Consider the following 16,281-nt stretch of genomic DNA (forward strand, 5'->3'; position numbering starts at 1 on the left):
GTCGAGCCGCGGCGGAGAGACTTACGGCCATTCACCGCACCCTCCGGAAGGTACTCCATGCCCGCGTTACCCGTCTGGTTTGAGATCGGCACGTTCGTCGTGCTCGGGATCATCCTGCTGTTCGATCTGCTGCTCGTGGTCAAGCGACCGCACGAGCCCTCCATGAAGGAGGCCGGACTGTGGGTGGCCTTCTACGTGGGGCTCGCCCTCGTGTTCGCGGCGCTGATGTTCGTCTTCACGGGGCCGGAGTACGGAGGCCAGTTCGTGGCCGGCTGGATCACCGAGTACAGCCTGAGTATCGACAACCTGTTCGTCTTCATCATCATCATGGCGCGCTTCTCCGTACCCAGGAAGTACCAGCAGGAAGTGCTCATGGTGGGCATCATCATCGCCCTGATCCTGCGTGGCATCTTCATCGCCCTGGGCGCGGCCGTCATCGAGAACTTCAGCTGGATCTTCTACATCTTCGGCGCCTTCCTGCTGTACACGGCCTACAAGCAGGCCACCGACTCCGGCGAGGACGAGGAGCACGCGGGCGACAACAAGCTGATCTCGAAGCTCAAGTCCGTCCTCCCGATGTCCGAGTCCTACGACGGCAACAAGGTGCGCACCGTCGTCGACGGCAAGAAGGTCTTCACCCCGATGCTCATCGTCTTCGTGACGATCGGACTGACCGACCTGCTCTTCGCCGTCGACTCCATCCCGGCCATCTTCGGCCTCACGCAGAGCGCGTTCATCGTCTTCACGGCGAACATCTTCGCCCTCATGGGCCTGCGTCAGCTCTACTTCCTGCTCGGCGGCCTGATGACGCGCCTCATCTACCTGAAGCACGCACTGTCCGTGATCCTCGCCTTCATCGGCGTGAAGCTCATCCTGCACGCCATGCACGTCAACGAGCTGCCGTTCATCAACAACGGTGAGCACATCGAGTGGGCGCCCGAGATCCCGACGTTCGTGTCGCTGGCCGTCATCGTGGCCACGATCATCATCGCCGTAATCGCGAGCCTCATCCGCTCGAGGGTCATCGAGGGCAACGAAGCGCGCGACGGTGTCGAGGAAGAGTCCTCTCCCGCGGTCGACGAGGGACTCGACGAGGCAGCCGACGAGGCAGGGACCAAGAACCCCCGCCACTAGCACCGCCTGACGGAGGCTCCTCGAGCCTCCGGACGACGAGGGACCCCGCACGATGTGCGGGGTCCCTCGGCGTCCGGCGTCGCTCGTTGTCGACCGGCGGCGCTACCGCCGGGTCATCGAGAGCAGCCGCTCGAAGATGCCCTCGCCGTCGTCGGCGATCCCGTCGTGGTGGAACTCGTCCGTCTCCCAGACCTCGAGGTTCCGGACGGCAGCTGCCGTCGCCAGGGAGAGCTCCCGATCGACGTAGATGTCGTGTCGGTAGACCGCGGCCGCGGCCGGGATCGTGTTGGTCGCCAGGACGTCGGCGTCGTAGAGCCTGCCCCAGTCATCCTTCTCCGCGAGGATCCCGGCCACGGCCTGCAGCGGCCGCAGCGCGGGATCCTCCTCGAAGTACCAGTCGTAGATCATCTCGCCGGTGAGGAGGGTGGCGTCGGCGTCCTCGCGGAACTGCGGGTACTCCTCGAGGACGCGCTGCGCGGCCCAGGAGGAGGCGGCGCCCTGGCAGTAGATCGATTCGTGCAGGAGGGCGTAAAGCGGCTGGGACGCCCTGCTCACGATGCCGGAGACCTGCTCGAGGAAGGTCGCGGACAGGCGGGGCCCGTCCGGGGTCTGTGTGAAGGCGTCCTCGAGCAGGTAGTGGAGGCCGTGGACCCGCGTGTTGCCACCGAGGAACGAACCGACCATCTGGAAGCGCCGCGCCGTGAGCCGCTCGCCGCTCGGCAGGTGTTCCTCGACGGCGTCGAGGTGGCGGGCGATCCGCGTCACGAGGTCCCGGTCCCCGGGGTACCAGGAGAAGTACTCGGCATTGCGTTCCTCGACCCGCCGGAACGTCGCCCGGTAGACCTCGTCGGGCGCTCCGGACAGGGGTGCGAGGCCTCCCGTGATGAGTGCGCGCTCCATTCCCTCGGGAGCGATCGACAGATAGGTGAGTGTGCAGAAGCCCCCGTAGCTCTGCCCGAACACCGTCCAGGGCGGGCTGCCCAGGCGGTGGCGGATCAGCTCGGCGTCCGCGACGATCGAGTCGGCACGGAAATGCGTGAGGTAGTCCGCCCGGGCCTGGGGCGTCGGCAGCGACGCGAGTGTCATGGCGTCGGCCGGGGTGGACAACCCCGTGCCCCGCTGGTCCAGCATGAGGATCCGGAACTCCCTGGCCGCGGACTTCAGCCACCCGGACAGTTGCGTGGCGCGGACCCCCCGCCCGCCGGGTCCGCCCTGGAGGAACAGCAGCCAGGGGAGGCGGGAGACCTCGTCGTCGCCGTGGTCCAGGGACGAGTACTCGCGCGCGAACACCTCGATGGACGGCGACGCCGGGTCCGCGTGGTCGAGCGGCACACGGAATGTGTGGCCCGTCGCGCGCAGCCCGCGCATGGCGGCCGTCCTTCCGACGGTGTGCTCGGCGGCAGGACCGGCTGCATGACCGGTTGCTTGACCGGCTGCCGGGTCGGCTGCATGACCGGCCCGGTGGTCGTCGTCGTGCAGCAGGGCGCGCCCGCTCATGACGCGGCGACCGCGGCGAGGGCGTCGCCCGTCAGCCGGAAGGTGCTCCATCCCGACTGCACCCGGGCGCCGAGGCTCTCGTAGAAGCGGATGGACGGCTCGTTCCAGTCCAGCACCGACCACTCGACGCGAGCGTAGCCCCGCTCCGCGGCGAGCTTCGCGAGGTTGGTGAGGAGGGCCTTGCCGTGACCGGCACCCCGGGCCTCGGGCCGCACGTAGAGGTCCTCGAGGTAGATCCCGTTGACCCCCTCCCACGTGGAGTAGTTGAGGAACCAGAGGGCGAAGCCCTGGACCTCCCCCCGGGCCTCGGCAACGTGGGCGTAGATCGTGGGGGCGTCCCCGAACAGCGCGGCGTCGAGGGACTCCGCCGTGTTCTTCACCGCGTCCGGCTCACGTTCGTAGAGGGCGAGGTCGTGGATGAGCTGGAGGATGACCGGGACGTCCGCCGGCCGTGCCTCCCGAATGGTAGTCATGCTCCAAGCGTAGCCATCCGTCCGCCTCCCTCCGCCCGCGGCCACCGTGTCCGCGGTGCGATGCGGACCGGGGCGGCGAGAACGGGGTCAGGCAGCGACGGGCGCCCCGACACCGAGGATCCGGACCACGGGGCTGCCGGCCTCGTCGGACGCCGCGAGGTCGATCTCGGCATTGATGCCCCAGTCCCTGTTCCCCTCCGGGTCCTTGAGGATCTGCCGCACCTTCCAGGCGCCCGGGACCTTCGTGATGAGGAGCAGATCGGGGCCACGTGCCTCGGGGCCGTCGTCGATGTCCTCGTAGTCCCCGAAGTACCCGTCCATGGCGTCCGCCCACCGGTCCGCGGTCCAGCCCGAGTCGGCGTCGAGCGCAGCGAGGGCCTCGTCCTGCTCGTCGGCGAAGAGCTTGACGCGCTGGAACATCTCGTTGCGGACCATGACGCGGAAGGCCCGCTCGTTGGACGTCACCGAGGGTGGTTCCTCCGGCAGGTCGACGGCGGCACCCGCAGCGGCACCCGCGTCGATCCCGGCGGCGAGCTGGGTCCATTCGTCGAGGAGGCTGCTGTCCACCTGGCGCACCAGTTCGCCGAGCCACTCCAGGATGTCGCTGAGGTCCTCCCGGAGGGCCTCGACCGGCACGGTGTGACGCAGGGCCTTGTAGCAGTCGGCGAGATAGCGCAGGAGGATGCCCTCCGACCGCGTGAGCGCGTAGAAGGCGACGTACTCGCCGAAGCTCATGGCCCTCTCGTACATGTCGCGGACCACGGACTTCGGCGCGAGTTCGAAGTCGCCGAGCCAGGGCGCCGAGGCCCGGTACACGTCGAAGGCCTGCTGCAGCAGTTCCTCGAGCGGCTTCGGGTAGGTGACCTCCTCGAGCCGCGCCATGCGGGCGTCGTAGTCGATCCCCTCGGCCTTCATGGCCGCCAACGCCTCGCCGCGTGCCTTCTTCTCCTGCGCGTTGAGGACCTGGCGCGGCTTCTCGAGCGTCGCCTCGATGACGGACACGACGTCGAGCGCGTAGCCCGGAGCCTCGGGGTCGAGGAGTTCCAGGCTCGCGAGGGCGAACGGGGAGAGGGGCTGGTTCAATGCGAAGTTCGCCTGGAGGTGCACCTTGAGGCGCACCTGGCGCCCGTCAGGCTCGGGTTCGGGCAGCCTCTCGACGATGCCGGCCGTGACGAGCTCGCGGTAGACGCCGATCGCGCGGCGCATCAGCCGCAGCTGCGAAGCGCGCGTCTCGTGGTTCTCGGTCAGCAGCCGTTTGGTCGCCGTGAAGGGATCTCCGGGTCGCTCGAGCAGGTTCAGCAGCATCGAATGGCTCACCGAGAAGGACGACGTCAGGGGGTCCGGGATGCTCTCGACGAGCCGCTCGTAGGTGGGTTTCCCCCACGAGACGAAGCCCTGCTGCGGCTTCTTCCGGACCACCTGGCGCAGCTTCTTCTGGTCGTCGCCGAACCTCGAGACGGCCTTCGCCATGGCCTTGGCGTTCTCGACCACGTGCTCGGGCGCCTGGACGACCACGGTTCCCGCCGTGTCGTAGCCCGCGCGGCCGGCACGGCCCGAGATCTGGTGGAACTCGCGGGCGTTGAGCAGGCGCGTGCGCACGCCGTCGTACTTGCTGAGCGCCGTCAGGAGGACCGTGCGGATCGGCACGTTGATGCCGACCCCGAGGGTGTCCGTCCCGCAGATCACCTTCAGCAGGCCGGCCTGGGCGAGTTGCTCGACCAGGCGCCGGTACTTCGGCAGCATCCCGGCATGGTGCACGCCGATGCCGTGGCGCACGAGCCGGTTGAGTGTCTTCCCGAAGCCGGCGGAGAACCGGAACGTCGCGATCAGCTCGGCGATGCGGTCCTTCTCCTCCCGCGTGCAGATGTTGACGCTCATCAGGTTCTGCGCCCGCTCGATCGCTTCGGCCTGACTGAAGTGCACCACGTACACCGGAGCCTGGCGGGTGGAGAGCAGTTCCTCGAGGGACTCCTGCACCGGCGTCTCGACATAGTAGAAGTGGAGCGGGATGGGTCGTTCGACGGAGGTCACGGTCGCCGTCGCCCGGCCCGTGCGCTCGGTGAGGTCCTTCTCGAAGCGCGTGACGTCTCCGAGCGTCGCGGACATGAGGAGGAACTGCGCCTGCGGCAGTTCGAGCAGCGGCACCTGCCACGCCCAGCCGCGCTGGGGATCGGAGTAGAAGTGGAACTCGTCCATCACCACCGTGTCGACGTCGGCCGCCGCGCCCTCGCGCAGGGCGAGGTTCGCGAGGATCTCGGCCGTGCAGCAGATGATCGGGGCATCCTGGTTCACGCCGGAGTCGCCCGTGATCATCCCGACGTTCTCCGGGCCGAAGATGTCACAGAGCGCGAAGAACTTCTCGGAGACGAGCGCCTTGATCGGCGCCGTGTAGTAACTCGTACGCCCGTCGGCGAACGACTTCAGGTGTGCTGCGATCGCGACGAGGGACTTCCCCGAGCCGGTGGGCGTCGCGAGGATGACGTTGTGCCCCGAGACGAGCTCCATCGCCGCCTCGTCCTGCGCCGGGTAGAGCGTCAGGCCCCGCGCCGTCGCCCAGCCCGTGAAGGCCTCGTAGACCGCGTCCGCGGGAAGGTCGCCGTCGTCGTGCCGGGGCAGGTGCTCTTGGATCCTCATGATCCGTTCAGCCTACCGGTGGGGGAGTCGCCCGCGGAGTTAGGGTGGATCATGCGCTGGGACCCGGGACTCTACGGTCGGCATGCGGGCCACCGCGGCCGGCCGTTCCTCGACCTCCTGGCGCGGGTGGGTCATGAGGCCCCACGCTCCGTCGTCGACCTCGGATGCGGGCCCGGGGAGCTGACCGAGGTCCTCGCACGCCGCTGGCCCACCGCGCAGGTGGTCGGGATCGACTCCAGCGCGGAGATGGTCGGTGCCGCACGGCGGAGGACGGCGCCCCCGAACCTGCGGTTCCAGCTCGGCGACCTGCGGAACTACGAACCCGGTGCCGACGATGTCCTGGTGACGAACGCCGCCCTCCAGTGGGTGCCGGGCCATCAGGGGCTTCTCGCCCGGTGGGCCGCAGCGCTGCCGGTCGGCGGCTGGCTCGCGCTGCAGGTGCCCGGTAACTTCTCGGCGCCGTCCCATGCCCTGCTGCGCAGCCATGCCGGCAGCGGGCAGTGGGCGTCACGGCTGCGCGGTGTGCTCCGCCACGACGACGCCGTCGGCGAGCCGATCGACTACCTCGGCATCCTCCTGTCCGCCGGACTCGAGGCGGACGTGTGGGAGACGACGTACGAGCAGGTGCTCCCGGGGGAGGACGCCGTCCTCGACTGGGTGCGCGGCGCGGCCCTGCGGCCCGTGCTGGACGCACTGTCCGAGGATGAGGCCGCCGAGTTCGAGGCCGGGTACGGCGCGCTCCTGCGGGAGGCCTACCCCCGGGGCGAGCACGGCACGGTGTTCGGCTTCCGGCGGATCTTCGCCGTCGGGCACAGGACCGGCTGACGGGCCGCCCGCCTCGTCCTCCACCTCGTCCTGCCGCCGGCTACCAGCCGCGCTGCTTCCACTCCGCCAGCGAGCCCCGCTCGGCCCCGAGGGTCGTCCCGCCGCCATGGCCGGGGTGCACGATGGTGTCGTCCGGCAGGCGGTCGAAGATGCGGGTCACGACGTCGTCGTACAGCGACGCGAACCGCTGCGGATCGCCCTGCGTGTTCCCGACCCCGCCGGGGAACAGCGAGTCGCCGGTGAAGAGGTGCGCAGGCCCGGTGGGGTCCCGGTAGAGCAGCGCGACGGACCCGGGCGTGTGCCCGCGCAGGGAGATCGCCTCGAGGTCGAATCCCTCGAAGGACCCGACATCGCCGTGCCTGAGGGGCACCTCGGTCGGTACCGCGATGTCCGGGACGTCCGCTTCGCCGGCAGCCGTGCGGGCCTTCGTGGTCTCCTTGACCTCTGCCAGCGCCCGTACGTGGTCCCAGTGCGAGTGGGTGGTGATGATCAGGGCCACCCGGGCCTCGGCGTCCGTGTCCTCCTGCGCGTCCGCGAGGAGCCCGAGGATCGCCGGGACGTCGTCGGCGGCATCGATGAGCACCTGTGCGCCGCTGGACTTCGACGTCAGCAGGTACACGTTGTTGTCCATCTCCGACACGGAGATGCGGCGGATGGTCATTGCGTCGAGGTCGTGCAGGGGGCCGGTCATGAGCACAGTGTAGGCATTCGCGCGCGCCGGGCGCGCGGACCCGACGGGTAGGGTTCGAGTACACCGCGAGGCGTTCTCCCGCGGCACCGTATCGTGGAAGGAACAGGGCGTGGAGCAGGGCATCCCCGGGTGGCTGACGCTGGACCCACAGAGCGCCGTGCCGCCGTTCGAGCAGATCAAGCAGGCCATCCTGGCCGCGGCCAACTCGGGCGAGGCCGCCGTCGGCACGAGACTGCCACCGGTCCGAGCGCTCGCAGCGCACCTCGGCGTCGCCGCCAACACCGTCGCCCGGGCCTACCGCGAGCTGGAGCACGCCGGCGTCGTGGAGACGAAGGGGCGGGCGGGGACCACCATCACGGCCGGGGGCGACGCCGCTCGACAGAAGGTGGGTGCCGCCGCCGATGTATTCGCCGCGGTGGTGCGCTCCGCCGGGCTGTCCGAGTCCGATGCGGTCGCCATCGCGAGGGCGGCATTGCGCCGAGCGTGAACGGCACGCCGCAGGCCGCGGCAACCGTGCGGAAAACAAGGAATTCGAATATGTCTTCGAAGCCCTTTTCCCCTACAGTGGATGAGTGTCTATAGCAAATTCCCTCGAGCAGCACGCCCATAATCCGGAGCCCGCTCCCCAGGACCTGTCCCGGCTGATCGTCAAGGGCGCCCGCGAGCACAACCTGCGGAACGTCGACCTGGACCTCCCGCGCGACGCCATGATCGTCTTCACCGGCCTCTCCGGCTCGGGCAAGTCCTCCCTCGCCTTCGACACCATCTTCGCGGAGGGCCAGCGACGCTACGTCGAATCCCTCTCCGCCTACGCACGCCAGTTCCTCGGCCAGGTGGACAAGCCGGACGTCGACTTCATCGAGGGGCTCTCGCCGGCCGTCTCGATCGACCAGAAGTCCACGAGCAAGAATCCGCGTTCCACCGTCGGCACCATCACCGAGATCTACGACTACATGCGGCTCCTCTGGGCGCGTGTCGGCCGCCCCCACTGCCCGGTCTGCGGCGAGCCGGTGGCGAAGCAGACCCCCCAGCAGATCGTGGACCAGCTGCTCGAGCTCGACGAGGGCACACGCTTCCAGATCCTCGCTCCCGTCGTGCGGGCGCGCAAGGGCGAGTTCGTCGACCTGTTCCAAGAGCTCACCGCGAAGGGCTATTCGCGCGCCCGGGTGGACGGCAAGCTCATCCAGCTGAGCGACCCGCCGAAGCTGGGCAAGCAGTACAAGCACACCATCGAGGTCATCATCGACCGCCTCGTCGTCAAGGGCGGCATCCAGCAGCGCCTCACCGACTCCGTCGAGACGGCCCTCAAGCTCGCCGACGGTCGCGTGCTCGCGGAGTTCGTGGACCTCCCGGAGGACGACGAGAAGCGCCTCCACGCCTTCTCCGAGCACCTCGCCTGCCCGAACGAGCACCCGCTCGCCATCGACGAGATCGAGCCGCGCTCGTTCTCGTTCAACAACCCCTTCGGCGCCTGCCCGGCCTGCACGGGGATCGGGACGAAGCTCGAGGTCGACGAGGAGCTCGTGGTCCCCAATCCGGACCTGAGCCTCGCGGAGGGCGCCATCGCGCCGTGGTCGCTCGGTACCGCGACGCTCGAGTACTGGACCCGCCTGCTCGAAGGGCTCGCGTCCGAGCTGACGTTCGACATCACCACGCCGTGGCGCAAGCTCCCGGACCGTGCCCGCGAGGCCGCCCTGTACGGCAAGGACCACAAGGTCGTGGTGCAGTACAAGAACCGCTTCGGGCGGGAGCGCAAGTACAGCACGGGCTTCGAGGGCGCCATCCAGTACATCCAGCGCAAGCACGCGGAGACGGAGTCCGACAACGCGCGGGACCGCTACGAGGAGTACATGCGGGAGATCCCGTGCCCCACCTGCGGCGGGGCACGCCTGAACCCGGCGTCGCTGTCCGTGCTGATCAACGGGCGCTCCATCGCCGAGGTCTCGGCCATGCCGATGCGCGACTGCGCCGAGTTCCTCGACAACCTCGTGCTGACCGGCCGCGAGGCCCAGATCGCCAACCAGGTGCTCAAGGAGATCCAGGCGCGCCTGACGTTCCTCCTCGACGTCGGTCTCGAATACCTCAACCTCGAACGCGCCTCGGGCACCCTCTCCGGCGGCGAGGCCCAGCGCATCCGCCTCGCCACCCAGATCGGGTCCGGTCTCGTCGGCGTCCTCTACGTGCTCGACGAGCCGTCGATCGGCCTGCACCAGCGTGACAACCGCCGCCTCATCGAGACCCTCACCCGGCTGCGCAACCTCGGCAACACGCTCATCGTCGTCGAGCACGACGAGGACACCATCGCCGAGGCCGACTGGATCGTCGACATCGGACCGGGTGCCGGCGAGCACGGCGGCGAAGTGGTCCACTCGGGCCTGCTCGAGGACCTGCTCACCAACGAGAAGTCCCTGACCGGCGACTACCTCTCGGGACGGCGCAGGATCGAGATCCCGAAGAAGCGCCGGAAGATCGACCGTTCCCGCCAGCTGAAGGTCGTCGGCGCTCGCGAGCACAATCTCACGAACGTCGACGCGACGATCCCGCTCGGCGTGCTCACCGCCGTCACCGGTGTGAGCGGATCCGGCAAGTCCACGCTCGTCAACGACATCCTCTACAAGGTGCTGGCGAACAAGCTGAACGGCGCCAAGCAGGTGGCAGGGCGGCACAAGCGGATCGACGGGCTGGAGCACCTGGACAAGGTCATCCACGTCGACCAGAGCCCCATCGGCCGCACTCCGCGCTCGAACCCGGCCACGTACACCGGCGTGTTCGACAACATCCGGAAGCTCTTCGCGGAGACCACGGAGGCGAAGGTCCGCGGATACCTGCCGGGCAGGTTCTCGTTCAACGTCAAGGGCGGCCGCTGCGAGGCGTGCTCCGGTGACGGCACACTGAAGATCGAGATGAACTTCCTGCCGGACGTCTACGTCCCGTGCGAGGTCTGCCACGGGGCCCGGTACAACCGCGAGACGCTCGAGGTGCACTACAAGGGCAAGACCATCGCGGACGTGCTCGACATGCCCATCGAGGAGGGGGCCGAGTTCTTCGCGGCGTTCAGCCCAATCGCGCGGCACCTCAACACCCTCGTGGAGGTCGGACTGGGCTACGTCCGCCTCGGCCAGCCGGCCACCACGCTGTCCGGCGGCGAGGCGCAGCGCGTCAAGCTCGCGAGCGAACTGCAGAAGCGGTCCAACGGCCGCAGCATCTACGTCCTGGACGAGCCGACGACCGGCCTGCACTTCGAGGACATCCGCAAGCTCCTGCTGGTCCTGCAGGGCCTGGTGGACAAGGGCAACACGGTCATCACCATCGAGCACAACCTCGACGTCATCAAGAGCGCCGACTGGGTGATCGACCTCGGCCCGGACGGCGGCTCGGGCGGCGGTCAGATCATCGCCACGGGCACGCCGGAGCAGGTGGCGACCAATGAGCGGAGCTACACGGGGACGTTCCTGAAGGAGATCTTCGACAAGGTCGGATAGGGCCCTGCCGCACGCCTGATATACCCGGGAGGGCATGCATGATGCATGCCCTCCCGGTGCTATGGCAAGCTTGCCCGGTGGCAAATATGCATTCGCTGATACTCTTCGACCTCGACGGCACCCTCGTCGACCCGGCAGGGGCCATCACCGGAGGCATCAGCTCGGCCCTGGTGAGCCACGGGTTCCCCGAGCCCGACGACGACGACCTCCAGGCCATGGTCGGGCCGCCGCTCGTCCACTCCCTCACCGCCCTCGCAGGGGTCCCGGCGTCCCGGGTCCAGGCGGTCATGGCGACCTACCGCGCGGGCTACGTCGCGACCGGCATGGCGCGCAGCCGCCCCTACCCGGGGATCGCACGGTGCGTCGAGGCGCTGACCGACGGGGGAGCGGTGGTCGCCGTGGCGACCCAGAAGCCCGAGTGGCTCGCCGAGGAACTGCTCGATGTGCAGGGCCTGCGCCATCTCTTCGCCTCCGTCCACGGATCCCCGCGCGACGAGGCCGCGACCGTCGGCGGCAAGGCCCCGATCATCCGGGCGGCGCTCGAACGACACGCGTCCGACGCCCTCCGGCCGGTGATGGTCGGCGACCGCCGGCACGACGTCGAGGGTGCGGCCGCCAACGGGATCGCCTGCATCGGCGTCGGGTGGGGCTTCGCCGCACCCGGCGAACTGGAGGACGCGGGAGCTGCCGCGGTCGTGCACACCGCCGACGACCTGCTGGAGGTGCTCCGTGGGGGTCTATGACCTGACGCGCAGCACGACCCGCGGCCTGATCAGCACGCTGTGCCGGCCCACCGTCGAGGGACTCGGCAACGTGCCGAAGGACGGCCCTTTCATCGTCGCGCCCAACCACCTGTCCTTCCTCGACAGCGTGCTGGTCCAGGCGCTGATGCCACGACCGGTCGCGTTCTTCGCCAAGGCGGAGTACTTCACCGGCTCGGGCGTGAAGGGCGTCCTGATGAAGTCGTTCTTCGAGGGCGTCGGCTCCATCCCCGTGGAGCGCGGGCAGCAGGCCGCCAGCGTGCAGGCGCTCCGGACGCTCCTCGACCTGCTGGAGCAGGGCGACGGTGTCGGCATCTATCCCGAGGGCACGCGCTCACGCGACGGCCGGCTCTACCGGGGGAGGACGGGCGTCGGCTGGCTCGCGCTCACCACCGGTGCGCCCGTGGTGCCGGTCGGGCTCCTCGGCACCGACGCCCTGCAGCCGGCGGGGAAGAAGGGCGTCCGCCCGCAGCACTTCACCCTGCGGATCGGCGAGCCCCTGGTGTTCGCGAAGACCGGACCCGGACACCCCCTGCCCGCACGCCGCAGCGCGACGGACACGATCATGGACAGCATCGCCGCCCTCACCGGCCAGGAGCGCGTCCCGCACTACAACCAGAGCCCCGCGACCGACTAGGCCCGCCCGTCAGCGGTCAGCGGAAAGGACGCTCCGGGGTCGGGGCATGTCACCGTCCAGCCCTAGGATGAATGGCGTGGCGAACCCAGTGACATACCGGCCCAAGACAGGCGAGATACCGCTCGATCCCGGTGTGTACCGCTTCCGCGACGAGCACGGCCGGGTCATCTACGTGGGCAAGGCCAAGAACCTCAGGTCGCGGCTGAACTCCTACTTCGCCAACCCCCAGGGGCTGCTCGCGAAGACCCGCACCATGGTCTTCACCGCCGCGAGCGTCGAATGGACCGTCGTCGGCAGCGAGCTCGAGGCGCTCCAGCTCGAGTACACGTGGATCAAGGAGTTCGACCCACGGTTCAACGTCATGTTCCGGGACGACAAGTCGTACCCGTACCTGGCCGTCACCATGGGGGAGAAGTACCCGCGCGTGCAGGTCCTGCGGGGGGACAAGAAGAAGGACACCCGCTACTTCGGCCCGTTCTACCCGGCGAAGGCCATCCGCGAGACGGTCGACACCATGATCCGGGTCTTCCCCGTCCGGACCTGCAGCGCCGGTGTCTTCAAGCGCGCCGAACGGACCGGCAGGCCGTGCCTGCTCGGCTACATCGACAAGTGCTCGGCGCCGTGCGTGGGCCGGATCACCCCCGAGGACCACAGGGCCCTCGCGGAGGACTTCTGCGACTTCATGTCCGGCGAGGCGAAGAAGTTCATCTCCGGACTCGAGAAGAAGATGGCGGAGGCCGTCGCCGAGCTCGACTACGAGTCGGCTGCCCGCCTGCGCGACGACATCGCAGCCCTGCGCCGCGTGTTCGAACGCAACACGGTGGTCCTCAGCGAGGACACCGACGCCGACATCTTCGCGCTGAAGGAGGACGAACTGGAGGCCGCCGCCCAGGTCTTCCACGTCCGGGGAGGCCGCATCCGCGGCCAGCGCGGCTGGGTCGTCGAGAAGGTCGAGGACATGGAGACACCCGACCTCGTGGAGCACCTGCTGCAGCAGGTGTACGGCGAGGGTAACAGCAGCAACGAGCAGATCCCCCGAGAGGTCCTCGTCCCGGTCCTGCCGAGCAACTCCGACCAGATGCTCGAATGGCTCCGCGGCCTCCGGGGCGCGCGGGTCGACGTCCGGGTCCCGCAGCGCGGTGACAAGGCCACTCTCATGGGCACCGTGGAGCAGAACGCCGCGGACGCCCTGCGCCTCCACAAGAGCCGCAGGGCCGGCGACATCACCACCCGGTCGGCCGCCCTGCAGGAACTGCAGGAGGCCCTCGACCTGCCCCAGCCGCTGATGCGCATCGAGTGCTTCGACATCTCGCACGTGCAGGGAACCAACGTGGTGGCCTCGATGGTCGTCGTCGAGGACGGCCTGCCCCGGAAGTCCGAGTACCGCAAGTTCTCCATCACGGGCGACGCCGCCCGGGACGACACCGCCTCCATGTACGACGTCATCTACCGGCGGTTCCGCAACTACCTCGCGTCCAAGGCCGGCGACACCCGGGACGCCGCGGCCCCCGACCCGGAGAGCGCGCCGGTCGACGACGACGCATCGGTCCTCGAGCACCCCGCCGTCGACGAGCAGGGCGCACCGATCCGCGACACCACGACGGCGATCCCGCGCAGCCGGTTCGCGTACCCGCCCAGCCTCGTCGTCGTCGACGGCGGACCTCCCCAGGTGGCGGCCGCGTCCCGGGCCCTCGCGGACCTCGGCATCGACGACGTCTTCGTGATCGGTCTCGCCAAGCGGCTCGAGGAGGTGTGGATCCAGGACAGCGAGTTCCCCGTCATCCTTCCCCGCGCGTCGGAGGGACTGTTCCTCCTGCAGCGCATCCGCGACGAGGCACACCGCTTCGCCATCACGTTCCACCGCCAGAAGCGCGGGAAGTCGATGACGGCCTCGGCCCTCGACGACATCGCCGGCCTCGGCCCGGCCAAGCGCAAGGCGCTGCTCAAGCACTTCGGCTCGGTCAAGAAGATCCGGGCCGCGAGCATCGAGGAACTCGTGGAGGTACCGGGCGTCGGCCCTGCCCTGGCCGAAACCATCCGCACCTCCCTCGCCGTCGACGCGGACGACGCGCCCGCCCCGGCCGTGAACATGACCACGGGCGAGATCATCGAAGATTAGCTAGGCTGAGGACGCGGCCGCAGGCGCGCCGCTGAGACCGCACACACCAGGGCATGCCCCCATACCGGGCCGCCCCGACGAGCCGGAACGGACGCACCACGATGACTGAGGCCACGAGCCTGACTCCGGTCAAACCCACCCAGTCCGAGCTGCTGGTCGTGACCGGCATGTCCGGGGCCGGACGCAGTACGGCCGCGAACGCGCTCGAGGACCATGGCTGGTACGTCGTGGAGAACCTCCCGCCGCAGATGCTCACGACGCTCACGGAGCTCGTGGCGCGGACGCCGCAGTCCATCCCCAAGCTCGCCGTGGTCATCGACGTCCGCGGCAAGGAGCTCTTCAACGACATCAAGGCATCGCTGGACGGGCTGCGGGCGGCCGGGGTCGGCTACCGCGTGCTCTTCCTCGACGCCGACGACGCCGTCCTGGTGCGCCGGTTCGAGCAGGGTCGCCGGCCGCATCCGCTGCAGGCAGACGGCCGGATCCTCGACGGCATCGCGGCGGAGCGCGACGTGCTCAGGGAACTGAAGCACACGTCGGACATCGTGATCGACACGAGCGAGCTCAATGTGCACGCCCTCGCGACGAGTGTGACCGAGCTGTTCTCCGAGTCCGGCCCCATCGTCCTCCGCCTCAACGTCATGAGCTTCGGTTTCAAGTACGGCCTGCCGGTGGACGCCAACTACGTGGCCGACGTCCGCTTCATCCCGAATCCGCACTGGGTGCCGGTCCTGCGACCCCAGACCGGGCTCGACGCGCCCGTGCGCGACTACGTGCTCGGCGCGCAGGGCGCCGGTGACTTCATCGACCGGTACGTCCACGCCCTCGTCCCGGTCCTGGACGGCTACCGCCGCGAGAACAAGCACTACGCCACCATCGCGGTCGGCTGCACCGGTGGCAAGCACCGGTCCGTCGCCGTGACCGAGGAGATCGCACAGCGCCTGGCCCAGCTGCCGGGCGTGCAGGTCGCTGCTCACCACCGAGACCTCGGGCGTGAGTAGTGGCCCTGTTCTCCGGGTCCCTCCCCCTCGTCCCGCCCGCGGCCCGCAGGAAGGGTGACCGACCGGGCCCCGGCCCGTCCGTCGTCGCGCTCGGCGGCGGGCACGGGCTGTCGGCGTCGCTGTCCGCCCTGCGGCTCCTGACCCAGGAACTGACCGCCGTGGTGACCGTGGCCGACGACGGCGGGTCCTCGGGGCGGCTGCGCCGCGAACTCGGTGTCCTGCCACCGGGCGACCTCCGGATGGCCCTCGCGGCGCTCTGCGACGACACGGACTGGGGGCGCACCTGGCGTGACGTGATGCAGCACCGCTTCACCTCCCGGGACGGCGTCGAGGGCTCACTCGACGACCACGCCATGGGCAACCTCCTGATCGTCACGCTGTGGGAGCTCCTCGGTGATCCGGTCGCCGGCCTGCAGTGGGCCGGCGCCCTGCTCGGCGCGCGGGGCAGGGTCCTGCCGATGGCCAGCGTGCCCCTGACGATCGAGGGCGACCTGCTCAGCGAGGTGCAGGGGTCCCTGCGCGTGACCACCGTGACGGGACAGGCCCGACTGGCCGTGGCCGCCGACACCGGCAACGTGAGCAACGTGCGCCTCCTCCCGGCAGCAGCACCGGCCTGCAGGGACGCCCTGGAAGCCATCGAGCTGGCCGACTGGGTGGTCCTCGGGCCGGGGTCCTGGTACACCTCGGTGCTGCCGCACCTGCTGCTTCCCGAGCTCCGGGACGCCCTGTGCCGGACCTCCGCCAAGCGGTGCCTCACCATGAACCTCACGAACGACACCAAGGAGACCCAGGGCATGAGCGCGGTCGACCACCTCAGCGTGATCTCCCGCTACGCACCGGATTTCACCGTCGACGTGGTGCTCGCCGACCCCGCGGTGGTAACAGACCGCGAGGAGTTCGAGCAGGCCGTCGCAGGAATGGGCGGACGGGCGGTCTTCGGTACAGTGGGAGTTTCGACCGGTAAGCCCGTACATGATCCCCTGCGGCTGGCGACGTCCTACAACGACATGTTCGGGGAGAACTAGGA

13 protein-coding genes are annotated in these 16,281 nt (G+C 69.3%); 9 read left to right on the forward strand and 4 right to left on the reverse strand.

Going from position 1 to position 16,281, the window contains the following annotated elements:
* The first annotated feature begins 57 nt into the window (after positions 1–57).
* Positions 58–1,134, forward strand: a complete 1,077-nt coding sequence (locus ACX80U_RS06640; protein ID WP_133081862.1) for a TerC/Alx family metal homeostasis membrane protein — start codon at positions 58–60, stop codon at positions 1,132–1,134.
* Positions 1,135–1,236: 102 nt separating this feature from the next.
* Here the strand turns inward: ACX80U_RS06640 and ACX80U_RS06645 are convergent, their stop codons facing one another.
* From ACX80U_RS06645 to ACX80U_RS06655, 3 genes are all read right to left on the reverse strand, one after another.
* Complete coding sequence (locus ACX80U_RS06645; RefSeq protein WP_459267838.1) at positions 1,237–2,631, reverse strand: alpha/beta fold hydrolase; 1,395 nt, start codon at positions 2,629–2,631, stop codon at positions 1,237–1,239.
* The gene (locus ACX80U_RS06650) at positions 2,628–3,104 is read right to left on the reverse strand and encodes a GNAT family N-acetyltransferase (RefSeq protein ID WP_133081863.1); all 477 of its coding nucleotides are present in this window, start codon (positions 3,102–3,104) and stop codon (positions 2,628–2,630) included. Before ACX80U_RS06650 ends, ACX80U_RS06645 begins: the two co-directional genes overlap by 4 nt.
* 87 nt (positions 3,105–3,191) lie before the next feature.
* The gene (locus ACX80U_RS06655; protein ID WP_459267839.1) at positions 3,192–5,738 is read right to left on the reverse strand and encodes a DEAD/DEAH box helicase; all 2,547 of its coding nucleotides are present in this window, start codon (positions 5,736–5,738) and stop codon (positions 3,192–3,194) included.
* A 51-nt stretch (positions 5,739–5,789) separates the two neighbouring features.
* On the opposite strand from ACX80U_RS06655, the gene ACX80U_RS06660 reads away from it, so the two are divergent.
* A complete protein-coding gene (locus ACX80U_RS06660; protein ID WP_459267840.1) occupies positions 5,790–6,563 on the forward strand; it encodes a trans-aconitate 2-methyltransferase in 774 nt (257 codons plus the stop codon).
* Between the two features lie 40 nt (positions 6,564–6,603).
* Here the strand turns inward: ACX80U_RS06660 and ACX80U_RS06665 are convergent, their stop codons facing one another.
* Positions 6,604–7,254, reverse strand: coding sequence for an MBL fold metallo-hydrolase (locus tag ACX80U_RS06665; protein WP_459267841.1), 651 nt, complete (start codon positions 7,252–7,254; stop codon positions 6,604–6,606).
* Positions 7,255–7,363: 109 nt separating this feature from the next.
* On the opposite strand from ACX80U_RS06665, the gene ACX80U_RS06670 reads away from it, so the two are divergent.
* The 7 genes from ACX80U_RS06670 to ACX80U_RS06700 all read left to right on the forward strand — a co-directional run bounded on the left by ACX80U_RS06670 (position 7,364) and on the right by ACX80U_RS06700 (position 16,279).
* Positions 7,364–7,741, forward strand: coding sequence for a GntR family transcriptional regulator (locus tag ACX80U_RS06670; RefSeq protein WP_459267842.1), 378 nt, complete (start codon positions 7,364–7,366; stop codon positions 7,739–7,741).
* Between the two features lie 85 nt (positions 7,742–7,826).
* Entirely contained in the window at positions 7,827–10,736 is a 2,910-nt protein-coding gene (uvrA, locus tag ACX80U_RS06675) for an excinuclease ABC subunit UvrA (RefSeq protein ID WP_459267843.1), read from the forward strand.
* Positions 10,737–10,822: 86 nt separating this feature from the next.
* A complete protein-coding gene (locus ACX80U_RS06680; RefSeq protein WP_459267887.1) occupies positions 10,823–11,479 on the forward strand; it encodes an HAD hydrolase-like protein in 657 nt (218 codons plus the stop codon).
* Complete coding sequence (locus ACX80U_RS06685; RefSeq protein ID WP_208741078.1) at positions 11,466–12,134, forward strand: lysophospholipid acyltransferase family protein; 669 nt, start codon at positions 11,466–11,468, stop codon at positions 12,132–12,134. The genes ACX80U_RS06680 and ACX80U_RS06685 overlap by 14 nt, the downstream gene beginning before the upstream one ends.
* A 76-nt stretch (positions 12,135–12,210) precedes the next feature.
* Entirely contained in the window at positions 12,211–14,253 is a 2,043-nt protein-coding gene (gene uvrC, locus ACX80U_RS06690; RefSeq protein ID WP_459267844.1) for an excinuclease ABC subunit UvrC, read from the forward strand.
* Between the two features lie 101 nt (positions 14,254–14,354).
* On the forward strand, positions 14,355–15,254 hold the full coding sequence (gene rapZ, locus ACX80U_RS06695) for an RNase adapter RapZ (protein WP_459267845.1): 900 nt from the start codon (positions 14,355–14,357) through the stop codon (positions 15,252–15,254).
* Positions 15,254–16,279: a gluconeogenesis factor YvcK family protein gene (locus ACX80U_RS06700; protein WP_459267846.1), complete on the forward strand. Its 1,026-nt coding sequence runs from the start codon at positions 15,254–15,256 to the stop codon at positions 16,277–16,279. Before rapZ ends, ACX80U_RS06700 begins: the two co-directional genes overlap by 1 nt.
* Positions 16,280–16,281 lie beyond the last annotated feature (2 nt).

The sequence above is a fragment of the Arthrobacter sp. TmT3-37 genome, from assembly GCF_054510835.1.

What these genes read in the sequence shown, in the direction of transcription:
- ACX80U_RS06640 (WP_133081862.1), top strand. Translation starts at nt 58, where the DNA reads ATGCCCGCGTTACCCGTCTGGTTTGAGATCGGCACGTTCGTCGTGCTC.
- ACX80U_RS06645 (WP_459267838.1), bottom strand. Translation starts at nt 2,631, where the DNA reads ATGAGCGGGCGCGCCCTGCTGCACGACGACGACCACCGGGCCGGTCAT.
- ACX80U_RS06650 (WP_133081863.1), bottom strand. Translation starts at nt 3,104, where the DNA reads ATGACTACCATTCGGGAGGCACGGCCGGCGGACGTCCCGGTCATCCTC.
- ACX80U_RS06655 (WP_459267839.1), bottom strand. Translation starts at nt 5,738, where the DNA reads ATGAGGATCCAAGAGCACCTGCCCCGGCACGACGACGGCGACCTTCCC.
- ACX80U_RS06660 (WP_459267840.1), top strand. Translation starts at nt 5,790, where the DNA reads ATGCGCTGGGACCCGGGACTCTACGGTCGGCATGCGGGCCACCGCGGC.
- ACX80U_RS06665 (WP_459267841.1), bottom strand. Translation starts at nt 7,254, where the DNA reads ATGACCGGCCCCCTGCACGACCTCGACGCAATGACCATCCGCCGCATC.
- ACX80U_RS06680 (WP_459267887.1), top strand. Translation starts at nt 10,823, where the DNA reads ATGCATTCGCTGATACTCTTCGACCTCGACGGCACCCTCGTCGACCCG.
- rapZ (WP_459267845.1), top strand. Translation starts at nt 14,355, where the DNA reads ATGACTGAGGCCACGAGCCTGACTCCGGTCAAACCCACCCAGTCCGAG.